General features: G+C 66.9%; 20 protein-coding genes and 1 riboswitch. Of the genes, 14 read left to right on the top strand and 6 right to left on the bottom strand.

Annotated elements, in window-relative coordinates; translation table 11 throughout:
• Window positions 1–36: 36 nt before the first annotated feature.
• A complete protein-coding gene (gene rocD, locus MU582_11475; protein UPK77157.1) occupies window positions 37–1,242 on the bottom strand; it encodes an ornithine--oxo-acid transaminase in 1,206 nt (401 codons plus the stop codon).
• Window positions 1,243–1,356: 114 nt separating this feature from the next.
• Here rocD and MU582_11470 point away from each other — a divergent pair, with 114 nt between their 5' ends.
• Both MU582_11470 and MU582_11465 read left to right on the top strand, forming a co-directional pair.
• Complete coding sequence (locus MU582_11470) at window positions 1,357–1,863, top strand: copper resistance protein CopC (GenBank protein ID UPK73069.1); 507 nt, start codon at window positions 1,357–1,359, stop codon at window positions 1,861–1,863.
• Window positions 1,853–3,871 (top strand): bifunctional copper resistance protein CopD/cytochrome c oxidase assembly protein, encoded by a 2,019-nt coding sequence (locus MU582_11465; protein UPK73068.1) that lies wholly within the window; start codon window positions 1,853–1,855, stop codon window positions 3,869–3,871. The genes MU582_11470 and MU582_11465 overlap by 11 nt, the downstream gene beginning before the upstream one ends.
• A gap of 93 nt (window positions 3,872–3,964) precedes the next feature.
• Here the strand turns inward: MU582_11465 and MU582_11460 are convergent, their stop codons facing one another.
• Window positions 3,965–4,585: a superoxide dismutase gene (locus tag MU582_11460; GenBank protein UPK73067.1), complete on the bottom strand. Its 621-nt coding sequence runs from the start codon at window positions 4,583–4,585 to the stop codon at window positions 3,965–3,967.
• Between the two features lie 134 nt (window positions 4,586–4,719).
• On the opposite strand from MU582_11460, the gene MU582_11455 reads away from it, so the two are divergent.
• The 12 genes from MU582_11455 (at window position 4,720) to MU582_11400 (ending at window position 15,206) form a co-directional block, all read left to right on the top strand.
• Entirely contained in the window at window positions 4,720–5,319 is a 600-nt protein-coding gene (locus tag MU582_11455; protein UPK73066.1) for a CDP-alcohol phosphatidyltransferase family protein, read from the top strand.
• Between the two features lie 6 nt (window positions 5,320–5,325).
• Window positions 5,326–6,147, top strand: a complete 822-nt coding sequence (locus tag MU582_11450; protein ID UPK73065.1) for a DUF881 domain-containing protein — start codon at window positions 5,326–5,328, stop codon at window positions 6,145–6,147.
• Entirely contained in the window at window positions 6,144–6,476 is a 333-nt protein-coding gene (locus tag MU582_11445; GenBank protein ID UPK73064.1) for a small basic family protein, read from the top strand. Before MU582_11450 ends, MU582_11445 begins: the two co-directional genes overlap by 4 nt.
• Window positions 6,469–7,215, top strand: a complete 747-nt coding sequence (locus tag MU582_11440; GenBank protein UPK73063.1) for a DUF881 domain-containing protein — start codon at window positions 6,469–6,471, stop codon at window positions 7,213–7,215. The genes MU582_11445 and MU582_11440 overlap by 8 nt, the downstream gene beginning before the upstream one ends.
• Window positions 7,216–7,239: 24 nt before the next feature.
• The gene (gene gcvH / locus MU582_11435; protein UPK73062.1) at window positions 7,240–7,617 is read left to right on the top strand and encodes a glycine cleavage system protein GcvH; all 378 of its coding nucleotides are present in this window, start codon (window positions 7,240–7,242) and stop codon (window positions 7,615–7,617) included.
• Window positions 7,618–7,676: 59 nt separating this feature from the next.
• Entirely contained in the window at window positions 7,677–8,165 is a 489-nt protein-coding gene (locus tag MU582_11430) for an FHA domain-containing protein (protein ID UPK73061.1), read from the top strand.
• Window positions 8,162–8,902, top strand: coding sequence for a MerR family transcriptional regulator (locus MU582_11425; GenBank protein ID UPK73060.1), 741 nt, complete (start codon window positions 8,162–8,164; stop codon window positions 8,900–8,902). The genes MU582_11430 and MU582_11425 overlap by 4 nt, the downstream gene beginning before the upstream one ends.
• A 69-nt stretch (window positions 8,903–8,971) precedes the next feature.
• The gene (locus tag MU582_11420) at window positions 8,972–9,442 is read left to right on the top strand and encodes a bifunctional nuclease family protein (GenBank protein UPK73059.1); all 471 of its coding nucleotides are present in this window, start codon (window positions 8,972–8,974) and stop codon (window positions 9,440–9,442) included.
• Window positions 9,443–9,691: 249 nt separating this feature from the next.
• Window positions 9,692–10,213 (top strand): MerR family transcriptional regulator, encoded by a 522-nt coding sequence (locus MU582_11415; protein UPK77156.1) that lies wholly within the window; start codon window positions 9,692–9,694, stop codon window positions 10,211–10,213.
• Between the two features lie 17 nt (window positions 10,214–10,230).
• A riboswitch (glycine riboswitch) is annotated at window positions 10,231–10,326 on the top strand.
• A 74-nt stretch (window positions 10,327–10,400) separates the two neighbouring features.
• Window positions 10,401–13,277 carry an aminomethyl-transferring glycine dehydrogenase gene (gcvP, locus tag MU582_11410; GenBank protein ID UPK73058.1) on the top strand — a complete coding sequence of 959 codons (2,877 nt, stop codon included), beginning with the start codon at window positions 10,401–10,403 and terminating at the stop codon, window positions 13,275–13,277.
• A 4-nt stretch (window positions 13,278–13,281) separates the two neighbouring features.
• On the top strand, window positions 13,282–14,637 hold the full coding sequence (locus MU582_11405; GenBank protein ID UPK73057.1) for a beta-lactamase family protein: 1,356 nt from the start codon (window positions 13,282–13,284) through the stop codon (window positions 14,635–14,637).
• 5 nt (window positions 14,638–14,642) lie between these two features.
• Window positions 14,643–15,206 (top strand): YbhB/YbcL family Raf kinase inhibitor-like protein, encoded by a 564-nt coding sequence (locus tag MU582_11400; protein ID UPK73056.1) that lies wholly within the window; start codon window positions 14,643–14,645, stop codon window positions 15,204–15,206.
• Between the two features lie 9 nt (window positions 15,207–15,215).
• Here the strand turns inward: MU582_11400 and MU582_11395 are convergent, their stop codons facing one another.
• Genes MU582_11395 through MU582_11380 form a run of 4 tightly spaced genes read right to left on the bottom strand, consistent with a single transcriptional unit; the run spans window position 15,216 to window position 18,788 of the window.
• Complete coding sequence (locus MU582_11395) at window positions 15,216–15,626, bottom strand: type II toxin-antitoxin system VapC family toxin (protein ID UPK73055.1); 411 nt, start codon at window positions 15,624–15,626, stop codon at window positions 15,216–15,218.
• On the bottom strand, window positions 15,623–15,850 hold the full coding sequence (locus tag MU582_11390) for a type II toxin-antitoxin system CcdA family antitoxin (protein ID UPK73054.1): 228 nt from the start codon (window positions 15,848–15,850) through the stop codon (window positions 15,623–15,625). The genes MU582_11395 and MU582_11390 overlap by 4 nt, the downstream gene beginning before the upstream one ends.
• 39 nt (window positions 15,851–15,889) lie before the next feature.
• Entirely contained in the window at window positions 15,890–17,278 is a 1,389-nt protein-coding gene (locus MU582_11385; GenBank protein ID UPK73053.1) for a metallopeptidase TldD-related protein, read from the bottom strand.
• A gap of 10 nt (window positions 17,279–17,288) precedes the next feature.
• Window positions 17,289–18,788 (bottom strand): TldD/PmbA family protein, encoded by a 1,500-nt coding sequence (locus MU582_11380; GenBank protein UPK73052.1) that lies wholly within the window; start codon window positions 18,786–18,788, stop codon window positions 17,289–17,291.
• Window positions 18,789–18,921 lie beyond the last annotated feature (133 nt).

The following is an 18,921-nucleotide window of genomic DNA, read 5'->3' as shown; positions in this document are numbered from 1 at the left end:
CTACTCCATTGGCTGATCAAAAACGAACATTTCCATTCATTGGGCCACGACAGTCGCAATCGCGTCGATCCCTCGGTCGAGGTCCTCGCGGTCGATCACCAGCGGCGGAGCGACCCGCAGCGTGCTCCCGTGTGTCTCCTTGCAGAGCACACCGTGCTTGGCGAGCGACTCGGATGCGTCGCGTCCGGACAGGCCGCCGGGTGCGATGTCGACGCCGGCCCAGAGCCCGCGCCCGCGTACCTCGGTGACGCCGCTGCCGACGAGCTCGCCGAGCCGCTGGTGCAGGTGCTGCCCCAAGCTCGCCGAGCGCTCCTGGAACTCACCCGTACGCAACAGCCCGATCACGGCACGGCCGACAGCACACGCGAGGGGGTTGCCGCCGAAGGTGGAGCCGTGCTCACCGGGGCGAAGCACATCGAGCACATCGCGGCGCCCGACGACCGCCGAAAGCGGGAGGATGCCGCCGCCGAGTGCCTTGCCGAGCGTGTACAGATCGGCGCGTACGCCCTCATGGTCGAGTGCGAGGAGCCGTCCGGTGCGGGCGAGACCCGACTGGATCTCGTCGGCGATCAACAACGCTCCGGCGTCGTCTGCGATGCGCCTTGCCTCGGCGAAGTAGCCGGGCGGGGGAGTGATGACACCCGCCTCGCCCTGGATCGGCTCCAGCAGCAACGCTGCCGTGCGCTCGTTGACGGCGGCGCGGAGAGCGTCGGCATCGCCGTACGGAACCTGGCCAAAGCCGGGCGTGAACGGTCCGAAGTCCGCCCGTGCGGTCTCGTCGTCGGAGAACGACACGATCGTGGTGGTGCGCCCGTGGAAGTTCGATGCGGCGACGACGACCTGCGCCTCGTCGGCGGGCACGCCCTTGACCTGGTACGCCCACTTGCGAGCGACCTTGATCGCGGACTCGACCGCTTCGGCGCCGGAGTTCATCGTCAGCACCATGTCGGTTTCGGTGAGCTCGGCAAGTTCCTTGCAGAACAGGCCGAACTGGTCGTGGTGGAAGGCGCGCGAGGTCAGGGTCACCCGGCCGAGCTGTTCGACGGCAGCCGTCACGACAGCGGGGTGGCGGTGTCCGAAGTTCAGCGCGGAGTAGCCGGAGAGGAAGTCGAGGTAGCGGTTGCCGTCGACGTCGGTGACCCACGCGCCGTCCGCTTCGGCGATGACGACCGGAAGCGGGTGATAGTTGTGCGTGCTCCAACGTTCGTCGAGAGCAATGAACTCCTCGGCGGGCGTTGACATGTCCTGGGCGTACGTCGTCATGGGCACAGTGTGCGTGATGCCGGCATCGGCCGCTACCGATTCGGTCATCCCGCGAGACGGACGCTCGCCGGCACCTCCTACGCTGGATACACGATGTCCCTGCGCATGCCTGCCGCGGTCCTTGCGGCCCTCTTCCTCGTGCTCGTCTCGACGGCCGGCCCCGCGACCGCGCACGCTACGTTGGTGAGCTCGAACCCGAAAGACGGCGCGGCCCTCGACTCCGAGCCGGCGACGGTGTCCCTCACGTTCAACGAGGACGTCTCGACCCCGGCGCAGCTGCAGGTGACGGCGCCCGACGGCTCCACTCTCGCTGCTGAAGACCCGACGGTCGACGGCACCAAAGTGACCCAGTCGGTCGACTCGGCCGGGATCGCCGGCACGTACACGATCGCGTACCGGGTCGTATCGGCCGACGGCCATCCGATCACTGGCGAGCTGACGTACGACGTCACCAGCGGAGAGCAGGTCGACGAGACCGCGACGAAGGACGATGAGTCCTTCGCGGAGCGCCACGCAACGCATCTGGCGGTCGGCGGCGCCGCGGTCGTGGTAGCCGTCGGGCTCCTCGCGTGGCCCTGGATCCGACGCCGTGGACAGTAAGAAGGCAGGTTCAAAGCCAGGTACGCCCGCTCGTGCAGGTGGCGGTGGCGGCGTTGTGCGCTGGTCGGTTGCGGCCCTGCTGCTCACCGGCGCGGTGTTCTACCTGGCGATGATGTACGGCCACGCCGCACCCGAAGAACTACCTGACACGATCGAGGACCCAGGAGCGCTGACCGGCTGGGGCCTGCCGATCAGCCGCGTCGTCGCTGATCTGGCCGGGTACGCCAGCATCGGCTTCCTGTTGGCAGCGGCGTTCTTGCTCCCCGCGCCGAGCGGGGGAGCACAAGGCCACGCCGCGCAGGCGGTGCGACACGCATCGGCCACGGCCTGGGTGTGGGCAGCCGCCGTCTTCGTCGAGCTCGCGTTCTCGATCTCCGACATCTTCGCCGTACCCGTCGGCAACCTGACGTACGCGGAGATCAGCTCGTTCATTCTCGACACGGACAACGGCCGGGCACTCGTCATCCAAGGCGCGCTCGCCATCTGCGTCGCCGTGCTCGCTCGCTGGACCCTCTCCATCCCGTGGCTGACGCTCGTCCTCGGGCTCGCGCTGGTGACGCTCGTACCGCCCGTGCTCACCGGTCATTCGGCATCCTCCGGCTCGCATATGCTCGCCGTCGCGAGCCTGCTGCTCCACGTCGCTGGGGCATCGCTGTGGGTCGGTGGCCTCGTCGCGCTCGGTTGGGTAGCGACCTTGGGCAGCAAACGCCTGCCGGCCGCCGTGCGTCGCTACTCGGCACTTGCGGCCTGGTGCATCGCGATCGTGGGACTGTCCGGAGTCGTCAACGCAAGCGTGCGGATCGAGAAGCTCGGTCAGGTGTTCACGACCGATTACGGCAATCTCGTGCTCGCCAAGACGTTTGCGCTCCTCGCGCTCGGCGCTTTCGGACTGTGCCATCGACGCTGGGTGATTCCGAAACTCGAACGCGCAGAACGCGCCGGGCGTACGTTCCTCGGGCTCGCCGCGACAGAGTTGTTGGTCATGTTCGCGACGGTCGGGTTGGCCGTCGCCCTGTCACGTACGCCACCGCCCATCCCGGATGACCTCTACACCGATCCGGTGACGGAGCTACTGGGTGAGCCGATGCCGCTCGCGCCGACCGTCGGGCGAGTGTTGTGGAGCTTCAGCCCGAACGGCGTCGGACTCGCCATCGTCTCGCTGGGCGCGGCGCTGTACGTCGCCGGTCTCGTGGTCATGCGTCGCCGCGGTGACGTCTGGCCGATCGGGCGGACCATCTCCTGGTTCGTCGGATTGGCGATCATCGCGTGGGCGACCTTCGGCGGACTCGGCGCGTACGCGCATGTGCTGTTCAGCGCCCACATGGTCTCGCACATGCTGCTGTCGATGGTCGCGCCGATCTTCCTGGTGCTCGCGGCGCCGGTCACCCTCGCGCTACGTACCCTGCCGGGGCCGCGCGAACCCGGTGAGATCGGGCCGCGGCAGCTGCTGGTCAAGGCGCTCCATTCGCGGATCGCAGTGGTCATCACGCATCCGGCGGTCGCGGCCTTCCTCTTCATCATCAGCCTGTACGCGCTCTACTTCTCCGGGCTGTTCACGCTGATGATGGAGCGCCACAGCGGACACGCGTTGATGGAGCTGCATTTCCTGGCCGTCGGATCGTTGTTCTACTACGTCATCGTCGGCGTCGACCCGTCTCCGAGACAGGTGCCGCCGCTCGGCAGATTCGCAGTGCTGCTGGTGTCGATGCCGTTCCACGCATTCTTCTCGGTGACCATCATGTCGTCGTCGAACGTTCTCGCCGAGTCGTACTGGCAGAGCCTGGATCGTCCGTACCAGACCGACCTGCTCGCCGACCAGAACCTCGGCGGGAGCGTTTCCTGGGCGATGGGCGAGCTCCCGTTGTTGATCGTCATGATTGCGCTGTTCATCCAGTGGTTCCGTACCGACCGGCGCGAGATGAAGCGCTTCGATCGGCAAGACGACACCGCGCTGGACGACTACAACGAGTACCTCGCCTCGTTGAACGAGGGCGACCGCTCGCGCTAGGGCAGAACGCCCCACGCAACGGACTGCGCGCCGAGACGCGACAGCCTGCCCGGCCGTGATCGGCGGGGCAGGCTGCTTTGCGTATCGAGGGGGTCAGCCCTTGGTGATGTTGTGGACCGTACGCGCGGTAGCGAAGCGCTCGGTGACGTCGGCCCAGTTGACGACGTTCCACCACGCCTTGACGTAGTCGGCCTTGACGTTCTTGTACTGCAGGTAGAACGCGTGCTCCCACATGTCGAGCATCAGCAGCGGCGTCAGCCCGACCGGGAGGTTGCCCTGGTGGTCGTACAGCTGGCAGATGAGCAGCTTCTGACCGAGAGAGTCCCAGGCGAGGATCGACCAGCCGGAGCCCTGGATGCCCAGCGCGCTCGCCTCGAACTGGCCACGGAAGCCGTCGAAGGAGCCGAACTGGTCGTCGATGGCCGCGCCGAGGTCGCCGTCGGGCTTGTCGCCGCCGTCGGGGGACATGTTCGGCCAGAAGACCGAGTGGTTGACGTGACCGGCGAGGTTGAACGCGAGGTTCTTCTCGAGCATGTTGACGGTGCCGAACTCCTGCACGTCGCGCGCCTCGGCGAGCTTGTCCAGTGCGGTGTTCGCGCCCGTCACATACGTCTGGTGGTGCTTGTCGTGATGCAGCTCCATGATCGTGCCGGAGATGTGCGGCTCCAACGCGCCGTAGTCATACGGCAGATCGGGCAGGGTGTACTCAGCCACTCAATCCTCCCAAGTCGAATGCGACGAGATTGTCGTTGTGGCAACAGTCTCTCAGGACCATCGCGGAGGCAAGAGCGCACCCGGTTAGGCTTGTCCCGCAAACCAGCCGCCATCACCGTCTGCAGAGGAGTTCTGTGAGCACTGCCCACGGCGACGCGACCTCTGCACAGGTGTTCACGGTTCCCAATCTGCTGAGCTTCCTGCGACTGCTGGGCGTACCCCTCTTCCTCTGGCTCGTGCTCGGGCCGGAGGAAGACGAATGGGCGCTACTCGTCCTGATGATCTCCGGTCTGACCGACTATCTCGACGGCAAGCTCGCTCGATCGCTCGGGCAGATCTCCAAACTCGGCGCGATCCTCGACCCCGTTGCCGACCGGCTGTACATCCTGGCCGTCGTGGTCGGCCTCACCTGGCGAGACATCATCCCGCTGTGGCTGGCGATCCTGCTTCCGCTGCGCGATGTGTTCCTGTTCAGCCTGGTGCCGTTCCTTCGTACTCGGGGCTACAGCTCACTTCCCGTGCACTTCCTCGGCAAGGCCGCGACGGCATGTCTGCTGTACGCCTTTCCGCTGCTGCTCCTCGGTGATGACTCCGGCACGATCGCCGACCTCGCGGACGTGTTCGGCTGGGCGTTCACGATCTGGGGCGCCGGGCTGTACTGGTGGGCCGGCCTCCTGTACGCCTGGCAGGTACGCAAGCTCATCTCCACGAGCCCGCCGACCAGGACGGGCTGAGTCGAGATGAGCGGCTCCCTCGGTCGTCCGGGCGACTCGATGAACCTCCTCCAGGAGCTGGTGGAGCACTCGATCGACGACGACTACTACGTCGCAGCGGAGCGGCGCGAGGACCCGCAGATCGGCAACCCGCGTCGCCGACGAGTCGCAACGGTCGCGGCGCTCGCCGCGTTCGCACTACTGCTCACGCTTGCCGCGCTGCAGACCAACGACCGCGAACCTCAGGCCGAAGTGGAGCGAGAGGCACTGGTCGACCAGATCCACGAACGCGAGTCGTCGGTCGCCGCACTGCAGGACTCCGTCGAGCAAGCGCGCGACGACGTGGAGGCGCTGCAGGCGGGTGCCTCCGATCCCGAGTACGACCAGCGAGTCGTCAACGAGCAGATCGCGGTCGGCCTGGTGCCCGTCGAAGGCCCGGGAGCCGTGGTGGTCGCCGACAACGCCGACGACTACGAGTCGCAGCCTCAGGGACGTATCCGTGACACCGATCTACAGCTGCTTGTCAACGGGCTGTGGCACGCCGGGGCGGAGGCGATCGCGGTGAACGGTCAGCGCGTGACGACGTTGACCTCCATCCGCTCGGCGGGGGAGGCGATCACCGTCAACTACCGTTCGCTGTCGGCTCCGTACACTGTCGAGGCGGTCGGCAACATGGATACGCTCGCCGCCAGGTTCATCGACACGCAGGCCGGTGCCACGTGGTCGACGCTGGCGAACAACTACGGTATGCAGTTCGAGGTCAGCAGTAAGGCCGACCTCGAGTTGCCGGCGGCGCCAAAGGGTCGAGTCACGGTGCGGCACGCACAGGTCGAAGGGGACAACCAATGATTGCCATCGGTGGCCTCATCATCGGCGTCGTGCTCGGCCTCGTGTTCGAGCCGACCGTTCCCATCGGGCTGCAGCCGTACCTGCCGATCGCAGTTGTGGCGGCGCTCGACGCCGTCTTCGGCGCGTTCCGGGCGTTCCTCGACGGCAAGTTCGACGACAAGGTGTTCGTCGTCTCCTTCGTGTCCAATGTGCTGATTGCCGGAATCATCGTGTACCTCGGTGACCAGCTCGGCGTCGGCAGCCAGCTCTCGACAGGCGTCGTCGTCGTGTTGGGCATCCGCATCTTCGCCAACGCGGCGGCGGTACGAAGGCATGTCTTCCATGCCTGACCAGACACCCGAGCCCGACCGGCCGACCGGACGTACGCGGCTGCTGAACGCGATGAAGAGGCGGCCGGGGCGTGCGCAGACCGTCGTGGCCGTACTGCTCGGCATTCTCGGCTTCGCTGCCGTCATGCAGGTCCAGACCGTACGCGAGGACGACGACTTCGCCGGCTACCGGCGCGGCGATCTGGTCCAGCTCCTGGACTCCCTTGACGCGGCACACGAACGCGTCTCCGCCGACCTCGAGGACCTCAACGACACCCGCGCAGACCTGCAGTCGTCGACGAAGCGCACCAAGGCCGCACGTGAGGCCGCCGCCAAGGAAGCGGAGCGGTTGTCGATCCTCGCCGGCACGGTTCCCGTGACCGGGCCGGGCATCCGGATCACCATCACCGACGAAGAGAACTCCGTCGGCGCCTCGACCCTGCTGAACGCCATCGAGGAGTTGCGGGACGCGGGCGCGGAGGCCATCTCGATCAACGGTGTCGTCCGGATCATCGCGCAGTCCTACTTCGTGGACTCCGACCGCGGTATCCGCGTCGACGGCCGTGAGCTGACCCGGCCGCTCGTGCTCGATGTGATCGGCGACGCCGACACCCTGCGCGACGCAGTCGGCTTCCGCGGGGGCCTGATCGACGAGGTCCAGCTCGTCGGAGGCGAGGCGAAGGTCGAACAACTCGATTCGATAGAGATCACTGCGTTGTCCGACCCCCGCGAACCCGAGTACGCTCAACCGGCATCCTGAGCCCGGCGCACCGAAGGAGACTCCGTGACCCCCGACGACCTCAAGTACAGTTCCGACCACGAGTGGGTGCGCGTCGACGGCGACACCGCGACGGTCGGCATCACCGACTACGCCCAGGGCGAGCTCGGTGACATCGTGTACGTGTCCCTGCCCGAGGCGGGCGAGCAGGTGGAGCCCGGGTCGGTCATCGGAGAGCTGGAGTCGACGAAGTCGGTGAGCGATCTGTTCGCTCCGCTCGCGGGCGAGGTCATCGCGCGCAACGAGTTGCTGGAGAGCAGCCCGGAGGTCGTCAACAGCGATGCGTACGGCGAGGGCTGGCTGATCAAGCTGCGCCTCGCAGACAGCAACGACCTCGACGGGTTGATGGATGCGCAGGCCTACGAAGCGCAACTCGGCGAGTGATAGGTTCTAGGTATCAACCTCAAGTGATGCTTGAGAGTCCGGAGCGGGAGGAGATCGCCATGGCTGATAGCAGCGGCGGCCGGGATGGGTCTGGCGAGCCAGAGTTCCCGAGCGCTGAGTCACCGAGTGAGGTCACATCGACCATTCCGATCCCTCAGACAGGGGCGGATCTGGAGGGTAAGCCGGGTGAGCTGACCGACGAGGACGCCACGGCGTTGGAGGCGCTCCCGGGTGGCAGCGCCCTGCTCCTCGTACAGCGCGGGCCGAGCGCAGGTTCACGGTTCCTGCTCGACACCGACCAGGTGACGGCGGGACGCCATCCCGACAGCGACATCTTCCTCGACGACGTCACCGTCTCGAGGCGGCACGCGGTGTTCTCGCGGGTCCAAGGTGGCGGCTTCACCGTGACCGACGTCGGCAGTCTGAACGGCACGTACGTCAACCGCGACCGCATCGACGAGGTGCTGCTGTCCGGCGGTGACGAGGTGCAGATCGGCAAGTACCGGCTGGTGTACTACCCGAGCACCCAGGGCGGTACCCGGCAGTGACCCAGGCGGTGCCGTCCCGCGATCGGATGAGCATCGGCGACGTGCTGCAGGAGTTGCGTTCGGAGTTCCCGGACATCACGGTCTCCAAGATCCGGTATCTCGAGTCCGAAGGGCTCGTGGAACCCGAACGCACCCCATCCGGGTATCGCAAGTTCTCGACAACCGACGTCGAGCGGTTGCGGTACGTCCTGACGATGCAGCGCGACAGGTTCTACCCACTACGCGAGATCCGTAAGAATCTCGAGGCCATGGACCGCGGCTTGGAGCCGAGCCAGGCCAACGAAGACACGGGCACGCCGACCGTGCCCAAGATCGTGCTCGCCGACGACGGCTACCCGACCGGCGATTCATTCCGTCCGAGCAGACACGAGATCAGGCTGTCGCGCGCGGAGTTGCTCGAAGCCGCCGAGATCGACGACGCAATGCTGGGGGCGATGGAGCAGTTCGGTCTGCTGCGACCTCGGCTGAACCATCAGCATTACGACGGTGTCGACCTCACGGTCGCGAAGACTGTCGGGGCATTGGCCGCGTACGGAGTCGAGCCACGACATCTGCGCGCGTTCAAGACCGCCGCAGACCGCGAGATCGGTCTGTTCGAGCAGATCGTTTCGACCCAGCACCGGCGCGGGGATCCGACGGCGAGCGCCCGCGCGGAGGAGACGATCCGCGAGCTGGCGGCACTTTCGGTACGCCTGCACACGACCCTCGTCAAGCACGGTTTGCAGAAGCGGGACTGAGATCCACCCGAGCTCTCAGTCGGTCGTACCCGCGTGTGTCGTCTGCCGGGCAAGAGTAGGGTGAGAAGTGTGCGAGAGCTCGATGTAGTCGGTGTACGCGTGGAGATGCCGTCCAACACCCCACTGGTGCTGCTGCGTGAGGTCGAGGGCGCGCGTTACCTGCCGATCTGGATCGGCGCGGTCGAGGCGACCGCGATCGCGTTCGCCCAGCAAGGGGTCGTACCCCCGCGACCGATGACCCATGACCTGATGCGCGATCTGTTGGGTGCGATGGATCAGGAGCTCGACGAGGTGCGCATCACCGAGGTCACCGAGAACACCTTCTACGCGATCCTCGCCTTCGAGTCCGGCCTCGAGGTCGACGCACGACCGTCCGATGCCATCGCGCTGGCACTGCGCACCGGCTCGCGAATCGTATGCGCCGAAGACGTGCTGGACGAGTCCTCGGTGAATGTTCCGGACGAGGAAGAGGCCGAGGTCGAGAAGTTCCGCGAGTTCCTCGACCAGATCAGCCCCGAGGACTTCGAGAAGGAGTCCTGAACGACCAGGGGTCACCCTCAAGTAGAGGTTGAGACTTGCCGTGAACGCGACACGCCCGTGTGACCAGCAGGTCGTTGACCCGCCAGGCGGCGCGGCCTACCTTGAATGAGGAACATCGGCCCTGTAACTCCACAGTGGTGATCTGTGGTTTCGGAAGGCGAGTACGTGAACAACCACGGCGACGAGGCGACACATAAGATCGATGCGGCGCGTGAGGCGCAGGCGATCAAAGACGCCGGCGACCAGGGTCTGCTATTCGACGACGATCTGTCGCCGATGCCCGACGACACGGGCTTTCGTGGCCCGACCGCATGCAACGCGGCAGATATCACCTACCGTCAGCTCGACTACTGGGCACGCACCGGTCTTGTCGAGCCGACCGTTCGCTCTGCCGGCGGATCCGGCACCCAGCGGCTGTACTCCTTCCGCGACATCCTGCTGCTGAAAATCATCAAGCGGCTACTCGACGCCGGAGTCTCCCTACAGCAGATCCGCACGGCCGTCTCTCATCTGCGCGACCGGGGCACCGACGATCTCACCGAGGTCACCTTGATGAGCGACGGCGCGAGCGTGTACGAATGCCGCTCGCCCGACGAGGTGATCGACCTGCTCCAGGGCGGTCAGGGCGTCTTCGGCATCGCGATCGGCGGCGTGTGGCGCGAGATCGAAGGTTCGCTGGCCGCGCTGCCGAGTGAGCGTGCCGACGATCAGGTCGGCGAAGACGCCGGTGACGAGCTCGCCGCCCGTCGGAGGGCCAAGCGCGCAGGCTGATAGCCTGAAAGAGCCGTCGATGACGTGTGGGAGAGTCTGCACTCCCGTTGCGCAGCGCCGAAGGGGCAACTCCTCCCCGGAACCTCTCAGGCTGCAAGGACCACACGTACCAGGCAACTCTGGAGCGGTAGATCCGTGACTGAGGGGGAGGCGTAGTACATACCGACGCCTCTGCTTGGAGATCGCGATGTCCGACCGGCCGACCCTGACCGAACTCGACGCCGCCGACGCATTCACCCGACGTCACATCGGCCCGCGCGAGCAAGACCAGCGCACCATGCTCGAGCGCGTCGGCTACGCGTCGCTCGACGCGCTGATGGCTGCGGCCGTACCCGCGAGCATCGCCGATCGCGAGCCGCTGCACCTTCCGGCGGCACTGAGCGAGGGCGAGGCGCTGGCGGCATTGCGGGCGAAGGCGGACCGCAACCATCCCGGTATTGCGATGCTCGGGCTGGGCTACCATCCGACGATCACACCGGCGGTCATCCGACGCAATGTGCTGGAGGACCCGTCGTGGTACACCGCGTACACGCCGTACCAGCCGGAGATCTCGCAAGGTCGTCTCGAGGCGCTGTTGAACTTCCAGACGATGATCTCCGACCTCGCCGGCCTGCAGACCGCAAACGCGTCGCTGCTCGATGAGGCGACGGCCGCGGCCGAGGCGATGACACTCGCGCGTCGGGCCGTACGCGCGAGGGCGTCCCAGCCGTTCGTCGTCGACACGGGCTGCCTGCCGCAGACCATCGAGGTCGTACGTACGCGTGCCGACGCGATGGGCATCGAACTGATCCTGGCAGATCTATCGCGCGAGACCATCGACGTCGAGGTGTGCGGAGCGCTGATCGCGTACCCCAGAGCAGACGGCAGCATCGGCGATCCGCGCGCGGCGATCGAGCACGTACACGCACAGGGCGGTCTCGCGGTCGTCGTGACCGACCCGCTCGCGTTGTGCCTGCTCGAGGCGCCCGGTGATCTGGGCGCGGACATCGTCGTCGGATCGGCTCAACGGTTCGGCGTTCCGATGTTCTACGGCGGCCCGCATGCGGGCTTCATGGCCGTACGCGAAGGCCTCGAACGCCACCTGCCCGGCCGACTCGTCGGGGTGTCGGTCGATGCCGAGGGGCGCCCCGCGTACCGGTTGGCTCTGCAGACTCGCGAGCAGCACATCCGTCGAGACCGGGCCACCTCGAACATCTGCACCGCACAGGTGCTGCTGGCGGTCGTCGCCTCGATGTACGCCGTCTACCACGGTGCCGACGGGCTTCGCCAGATCGCCTCGCGAGTCCACCGCTACGCAGCAGTGCTGGCAGAAGGGCTGCGTCGGTCCGGTGTCGAGGTCGTGCACGAAGCGTTCTTCGACACGGTCACTGCGCGCGTTCCCGGCCGGGCACGTCAGATCGTGGCGGCCGCACGGGCGGCTGGGCTGCACCTGCTGGAGGTCGACGCGGACACCGTCGCCGTCAGCACCTCGGAGGTCACCACGGCTCGCCACCTCGAAGAGGTGTGGTCGGCGTTCGCTGCCGACGATGCCGGGAGCGTCGACGATCTCGATACGGCGACCGAAGACGCGCTGCCCGTCGAGCTGGTCCGCCGCAGCGAGTTCCTCACCCATCCGGTGTTCTCCGAGCACCGCAGCGAGACTCAGCTCCTTCGCTACCTCAAGCGGCTGAGCGGTCGCGACTACGCGCTGGACCGCGGCATGATCCCACTCGGGTCGTGCACGATGAAGCTCAACGCAACGGCCGAGATGGAACCCATCAGCTGGCCGGGTTTCGCCGATCTGCATCCGTTCGTACCGGCGGGCGACGCGGCCGGGCTGCTGGAGGTGATCGACGAGCTCGAGTCATGGCTCGCGGAGGTCACCGGCTACGCAGCGGTTTCACTGCAGCCCAACGCCGGGTCGCAGGGCGAGCTCGCCGGCTTGCTCGCCATCCGGCACTATCACCGCAGCCGCGGCGACGACCAGCGTGACGTCTGTCTGATTCCGAGCTCGGCGCACGGCACCAATGCGGCCTCGGCGGTGATGGCGGGTCTGAAGGTCGTCGTCGTCGCCGCAGAGGAGCACGGCAGCGTCGACCTCGACGACCTGCGTACGAAGTGCGACCAGTACGCCGACCGGCTGGCGGCGATCATGGTCACCTACCCGTCGACGCATGGGGTTTACGAACCCGAGATCGCTGAGCTGTGCGAGGTCGTGCATTCGTACGGCGGTCAGGTCTATGTCGATGGCGCCAACCTGAACGCTCTCCTCGGCCATGCCAAACCGGGCGAGTTCGGTGGCGATGTCTCACATCTCAACCTGCACAAGACCTTCTGCATCCCGCACGGCGGCGGCGGACCGGGAGTCGGGCCCGTAGCGGTCGCCGCGCATCTGGTCGACCATCTGCCGTCGCACTCGCTCGATCCACGCACCTCCGGGCGCGAAGGCATCGGCGCGGTGAGCGCGGCGCCGTACGGCTCGGCGGGCATCCTGCCCATCTCGTGGGCGTACATGGCGATGATGGGCGGCGAGGGCCTCGCCGAGGCGACCTCGGTTGCGGTGCTGTCGGCCAACTACATCGCGACGCGGCTGCAGGAGTATTTCCCGGTGCTCTACAGCGGCGTCGGCGGGTTGGTGGCACACGAGTGCATCCTCGATCTGCGCGGGCTCACCAAATCGAGCGGGGTATCGGTCGATGACGTCGCAAAGCGGCTGATCGACTACGGCTTCCACGCGCCGACGATGAGCTTCCCTGTGGCCGGCACCTTGATGGTCGAGCCGACCGAGTCGGAGGACCTCGCCGAGATCGACCGGTTCTGCGACGCCATGATCGCGATCCGGGCCGAGATCGATCGGGTCGAGCAGGGGGAGTGGCCGGTCGAGGAGAGCCCGCTGCGGCACGCTCCGCATACGACGCGTGCGCTCGCCGACGACTGGAAGCGCGCGTACGCGCCGATGGTCGGCGCCTTCCCGGCGGGCGCCGACCCCGATAAGTACTGGCCCCCGGTAGCCCGCATCGACCAGGCCTACGGCGACCGGAACCTGGTCTGCGCATGCCCGCCGCCCGACGCCTTCGAGGAGTAGACACTTGATCGAGTCGACCAGACCGCACCTGGACGCGATCGTCGCGCGAGCACAGGCCGACGGCCGGGTTCCGTCGATGGTCGCTGGGGTGATTCGCGACGGAACGCTCGCGTGGTCGAGCGGTCGTGGTGTCGCAGTACGTCCGGGCGAGCGAATACGTCCGGACCATGACACGCAGTTCCGGATCGGGTCGATCACCAAGACCGTCACTGCCGCGCTCGTCCTGCAGTTGCGCGACGAGGGCGAGCTCGACCTGAACGACCGGGTGGGTTCGCACGTTCCGGAAGGGCCGTTCACCGACGCAACACTGCGAGACCTGCTCGCCCATCGCGCAGGGATACCGGCCGAACCCCGCGGGCCCTGGTGGGAACGCAGCCCCGGCGGCTCGTACGACGACCTGGTGAAGGCCAACACCGACGTGTCCCGGGTGTTGCCGATCGCCGAGCGGTATCACTACTCGAACACCGCGTTCGGCGTGCTCGCCCGGGTCATCGAAGTACGCCGCGGGCAGCCGTGGATGCAGGCCGTCGAGTCGCGAGTGCTTCGCCCGCTCGGCATGAGTCGCACCACGTACTCCGCGGAACCCCCGCATGCACAGGGTTACTCCGTCGAAGCGCTCACCGGCGCGCTCACGCCCGAACCGCATCAAGACACCGGCGCGATGGCGCCGGCCGGCCAACTGTGGAGTACGGCCGGCGATCTCGCGTCGTTCGGCGCCGCGCTGCTGGGCGAGTATCCAGACGTGCTCAGCGGTTCGGCGCTGACGTCCATGTCCACTCCGCATTCGGCCGACCCCGACGAACGACTGAGCGGCGCGTACGGTCTCGGCTTGCGGCTTTTCCGGGGAGGCGACCGGCTGCTCATCGGACACACCGGATCGATGCCGGGCTTTCTCGCCGGGCTGTTCGTCGACCCGGTCTCGCGAGTCGGCGCGATCGTACTGGCCAACACCGGCTACGGACTCGAGGTTGAATCCGTTCCGCGTGAGCTGATCGAGACGACACTGGCGCACGAACCCGTCCTCGCTGACGAGTGGGAGCCGACCGCGTCCGTTCCCGGACCACACACCGAACTGGTCGGGATGTGGCACTGGGGAAACCGGCCGTACCGCATGACGACCGACGGCACACGACTGTCGCTCACACCGTTGGGTGGCGGCAGTGGCTTTCGGTTCGAGCAGACCGGGCCCGATACGTTCCGCGGACTCGCCGGCTACCAGAACGCCGAGACCATGCGAGTCGTACGCCGCGCCGACGGCGACATCAGCCACCTCGACCTTGGTACGTTCTGCTACACCAGGATCCCGTACGATCCGAGCGTCGCGTATCCCGGCAAGGGAGACGAACCAGCAGTACGCTGACGCGCATGCACGTACGAAATCGAGTCACCACTGTCGGCGCTGCGACCGCCGTCCTGGTCCTGGTCGGCGCAACTTGTGCGCAGGGCCACTCCGCCGACAGACAGCGCAACCCGCATGCGGACAAGCCGATCACGGTGTCCAGCAAGGCGTTCGATCAAGGCGAAACAGTGCCGACGAAGTTCACCTGTGACGGCGTTGACGTGTCGCCCACTCTGCATTGGCGACACATCCCGAAGAAGGCCGAGGCGCTTGCGCTGGTCGTCGACGACCCGGACGCCCCGGGCGGCACGTGGACCCATTGGGTGGTGCTCGACATTCCGCGCACCACACGGGTGAGCCACGAGGCCGGTGTGCCTAAGGGCGGTGTTCAGGCAGAGAACTCTTGGGGTGATGCGTCGTACGGCGGTCCGTGTCCGCCGAGCGGCACCCATCGCTACCGGTTCAAGTTGTACGCACTGGACGAGCCGACCGGCCTCGACGAGGGTGCGTCGCTGGAGACCGCACTCGACGCGGTTGCCGAGCATGCCACCGAGCACGGACAGCTCGTCGGGCTCTACTCGGCGAAGTGATCGGGAGCTTTAGCGGGCGGTGATCGCATCGGCGATCGGGCAGGCCCGAGCGAGCCGCTGATCAAGTGTCAATAGTCGTGCTCCGAGCCGGGCCGCCAGCTCGACGTACAGCGCGTCGACCAGCCGTAGTCCGTCTCGTCGTGCCCAAGCGCCGGTCAACAGATCCGCAATGGGATGCCGGGTGACCGGCATCGCCGAAAGGTGTGCGAGTGCCTGATCGACTTCGGAGACGGATAGGTCTCCACTTCGATGCAGCCGACCGAGTGCGGAAAGAACCTCTGCATCGAAGTGTGCTGGGGCGTGGAGCAGTGTTCCACGGAGGCGTTCTCTAATCGCACCGGCACTCGGTGCCGCGATGAGCAGATCGACCAGGGCAGACGCATCGAGCACGACCCGCTCGCGGTCGGGATGATCGCTCACCGCCTGCTTCCGAACTCTTCGCGAGCATCGTCGATTGCATCGAGTACGGCCTCGTTCGACGGGCCGTTGGTGCGGGGTTCGCGCAACGTGTCGAGCCAAGCGTCGGTAGCGCGCCCGGCGAGTTCAGCCGAGAGCGCCGCCTGGGTGAGCGCCGAGACATTCAGGCCTGCATGCCGGGCGTCGGCGGCCAGATCATCCGGGACCCACACGTTGATTCGTGCCATACACACAGCATACACACTATGGGCCGGTGACCGGGAGCTTTAGCGGGCCTGGCTGACGCTGCTCATGTTGAAGTCGGGCACGCGCAGTGCCGGGGTCGATGTACGCAGGAACTCATCGCCCCACTCCCGGCTGAACGACGGAACGGAGGCGCCTGCATGCGAGAAGCGGTCTAGTAGATCGACCGGACTCTCGTTGAAGCGGAAGTTGTTGACGGCTCCGGTGATCTCGCCGTTCTCGACCAGATAGACGCCGTCGCGGGTGAGGCCGGTGAGCAACAGCGTCTGCGCGTCGACCTCGCGGATGTACCACAGGCAGGTCAGCAGTAGGCCGCGTTCGACGTCGGCAACGAGTTCCTCGGTGGTGCCGGTCGCGTCGTCGACCTCGACGAGGAGGTTCTCGATGCCCGGTGTGGCATCGTGACCGCTCAGCGCGGCGGAGTGCCGAGACTGGCGAAGTGCGCGGAGCTCGCCGTCGGCGACCCAGTTCGTACGGTGCAGCGGCAGGCCGTTGTCGAACACCGATGAACTGCTCGCGGAGGCGTGCTCGACGGCGAACGGACTGCATTCGAGTCCGGGTGCGGCCGGATCGGAGAAGACCTGCACCGGGCGGTCGGACAGTCGGTCGCCGATCCGCGTACCCCCGCCGGGGCGGGAGAAGACGGACTGTCCGTCGTACGCCTCGCGCCCGCCTGCCGACCAGTACGCGTAGATCATCAGGTCGGCGACCGCCGTTGGCGGAAGGACGGTGTCGTAGCGCCCTGCGTCGAGGTCGACCGAGCGCTGTGCCCAGCCGAGGCGGCGATCGAGCTCGGAGTCGAGGGCGAGTGCGTCGACGTCGGCGAAATCTCGGGTGGATTGCCCGACCCACGCGGATCGGGTCAGCGTCGAGTCTTTGCCGGTGATTCCGATATGGCCACCGGGCTGTACGTGGCGCCGGCGCAACCCGGTCGACGAACCGAGGTACGTGGTGGTCAGATCGTGCTCGGCGTACCCGAAGAGCAGGCGGTCGCTGCTCCGTGCCCGGGCGAACGCGTTACCGAGTTGACGGGCGACGGGCTCGAGCACGTCGATGGTGGTCGTCTCCGCGGCGGCCGACCAGTCGTCGTCGGCCTCGCCGTCGATGAGCGGCGCGGCATCGTCGGCGGGTGACGCCTCACGCGCGGACCGGTCGGCGCGTTCGACGAGGGCGGCCACCTCATCGAGAGCCGAGGCGCTCCGGGACAATGACGCGGCCGCCGTGCCGGAACTGCCGTCGACCGTCGAGATGACAGTGACGGTTGATCCACGGGCGACGCCGTTCGTGGTCAACGTGTTGTTGGCCCAACGCAGGTTGGCGTTCGACGACCGGTCGACGATGACGACGCAGCCGTCCGCCGTGGACTGCTCGAGACCCCGTTCGACGAGGTCCTGGGGTGTGGTCTTCTGCATCGACTGCGTCCTAACGTCCCGACTCGGCTTGGGTGTTCAGAATTGAGACGTCGCGGAAAAGCGCACTCGGCGCACCGTGACTGACTGACGCGACCTGGCTCGGCTGCGCCTTGCCGCAGTTGAACGCGCCACAGAGCTGCCAGGTCTGCGGACCGCCGACCGCGGACATCGAGCGCCAGAAGTCGGTGGTCGTGGCTTGGTACGCCGCATCGCGTACCTGACCCTTCAGCTCGCCATTCTCGATCCGGTAGAACCGTTGACCGGTGAACTGGAAGTTGTAGCGCTGCATATCTATCGACCAGGACTTGTCACCGACGACGTACAGGCCGCGTTCGACATCCGCGATCAGATCTGTGGTGTCGGGCCCGTCGGCGGCCGGCTGCAGCGAGACGTTGGCCATCCGCTGGAGCGGAACATGCGCGGGGGAGTCGGCGAAGGCACAGCCGTTGGAGCGGTCGTAGCCCTTCAGCGCCGCGGTGGATCGGTCGAGCTGATATCCGACGAGAACGCCGTCCCGGATGAGATCCCACGACTGTGCCTCGACACCGTCGTCGTCGTAGCCGATGGTCGCGAGCCCGTGCTCGACCGTGCGGTCGCCGGTGACGTGCATGATGGGAGAGCCGTATTGGAGCTTTCCGAGCTGGTCGTACGTCGCGAACGAGGTGCCGGCGAAGTTGGCCTCGTAGCCGAGCGCGCGGTCGAGTTCGGTCGCGTGGCCGATCGACTCGTGGATGGTGAGCCAGAGGTTGGTCGGCTCGATCACGAGATCGTACGTACCCGGCTCGACGCTCGGTGCGGCGAGCTTCTCGGCGAGTTGGTCGGGCATGGCCGCCAGCTCGCCGGCCCAGTCGTACGAACCGTCGGTGAGGTACTCCCACCCGCGGCCGACCGGCGGCGCGATCGTACGCATCGAGTCGATCCGGCCGTCGCGCTCGCCGTGGATCTCGAGCTCGGGGTGCAGCCGGACGCGTTGTTGGGTCGTGCTCGTACCGGACAGGTCTGCGTAGAACTTGTTCTCGACGTACTGCTCGAGATACGCGATGGCGTGGGCGACGACGGGTGCCGCGCGGAGACCCTCGCTCCAGTCGCGGAGCAGGGCGACCTTGTCGTCGAGGGGTACGGCGAGCGGGTCGACGTCGTACGCCGAAACCCAGACAGCACGGCGATGCACGGGCTCCGGCGCCAACTCGATGCGCTGCGGGCTGACCGGTGCCGACACATGGGCGACGCGGACGGCTTCCTCTGTGGTGCGTACGGCCGAGGTGGTCGTCAGGTCGAAGGTCGACGCGAAACCCCACGTACCGTCGACGATGACGCGGACGCACAGGCCGAGCTGCTCGCCGTCATGCGTGCCCTCCAGGGAGCCGTCGCGCATCGCGATCGTCTGCGAGCGGAGACGTTCGATCCGGAAATCGGCATGCGTCGCGCCGAAGTCTCGTGCGCGCTGCAGCGCCGCATCGGCCAGGCGATGCAGCGGCAGCTCGGTGAAGGTCGGGTCGACGTCAGCCATGCGAGCGACACTATCGGGGGTAATGACACCACCCTGCGTTGCACCTCCTGAAGCGGACTATCCGTGTCCGCAGTGGGCCTTGGGTTGGTGAAACCAACCCAGAGGACCCGTGAGCGACCGTCGCCGTTTGGTG

It is taken from the genome of Nocardioidaceae bacterium SCSIO 66511 (assembly GCA_023100825.1).
Taxonomy (GTDB): domain Bacteria; phylum Actinomycetota; class Actinomycetes; order Propionibacteriales; family Nocardioidaceae; genus Solicola.
This window is presented reverse-complemented; position numbering and strand designations above follow the sequence as displayed.

What these genes read in the sequence shown, in the direction of transcription:
- rocD (UPK77157.1), bottom strand. Translation starts at nt 1,242, where the DNA reads ATGTCAACGCCCGCCGAGGAGTTCATTGCTCTCGACGAACGTTGGAGC.
- MU582_11470 (UPK73069.1), top strand. Translation starts at nt 1,357, where the DNA reads ATGTCCCTGCGCATGCCTGCCGCGGTCCTTGCGGCCCTCTTCCTCGTG.
- MU582_11450 (UPK73065.1), top strand. Translation starts at nt 5,326, where the DNA reads ATGAGCGGCTCCCTCGGTCGTCCGGGCGACTCGATGAACCTCCTCCAG.
- MU582_11445 (UPK73064.1), top strand. Translation starts at nt 6,144, where the DNA reads ATGATTGCCATCGGTGGCCTCATCATCGGCGTCGTGCTCGGCCTCGTG.
- MU582_11440 (UPK73063.1), top strand. Translation starts at nt 6,469, where the DNA reads ATGCCTGACCAGACACCCGAGCCCGACCGGCCGACCGGACGTACGCGG.
- MU582_11430 (UPK73061.1), top strand. Translation starts at nt 7,677, where the DNA reads ATGGCTGATAGCAGCGGCGGCCGGGATGGGTCTGGCGAGCCAGAGTTC.
- gcvP (UPK73058.1), top strand. Translation starts at nt 10,401, where the DNA reads ATGTCCGACCGGCCGACCCTGACCGAACTCGACGCCGCCGACGCATTC.
- MU582_11400 (UPK73056.1), top strand. Translation starts at nt 14,643, where the DNA reads ATGCACGTACGAAATCGAGTCACCACTGTCGGCGCTGCGACCGCCGTC.
- MU582_11390 (UPK73054.1), bottom strand. Translation starts at nt 15,850, where the DNA reads ATGGCACGAATCAACGTGTGGGTCCCGGATGATCTGGCCGCCGACGCC.
- MU582_11385 (UPK73053.1), bottom strand. Translation starts at nt 17,278, where the DNA reads ATGCAGAAGACCACACCCCAGGACCTCGTCGAACGGGGTCTCGAGCAG.
- MU582_11380 (UPK73052.1), bottom strand. Translation starts at nt 18,788, where the DNA reads ATGGCTGACGTCGACCCGACCTTCACCGAGCTGCCGCTGCATCGCCTG.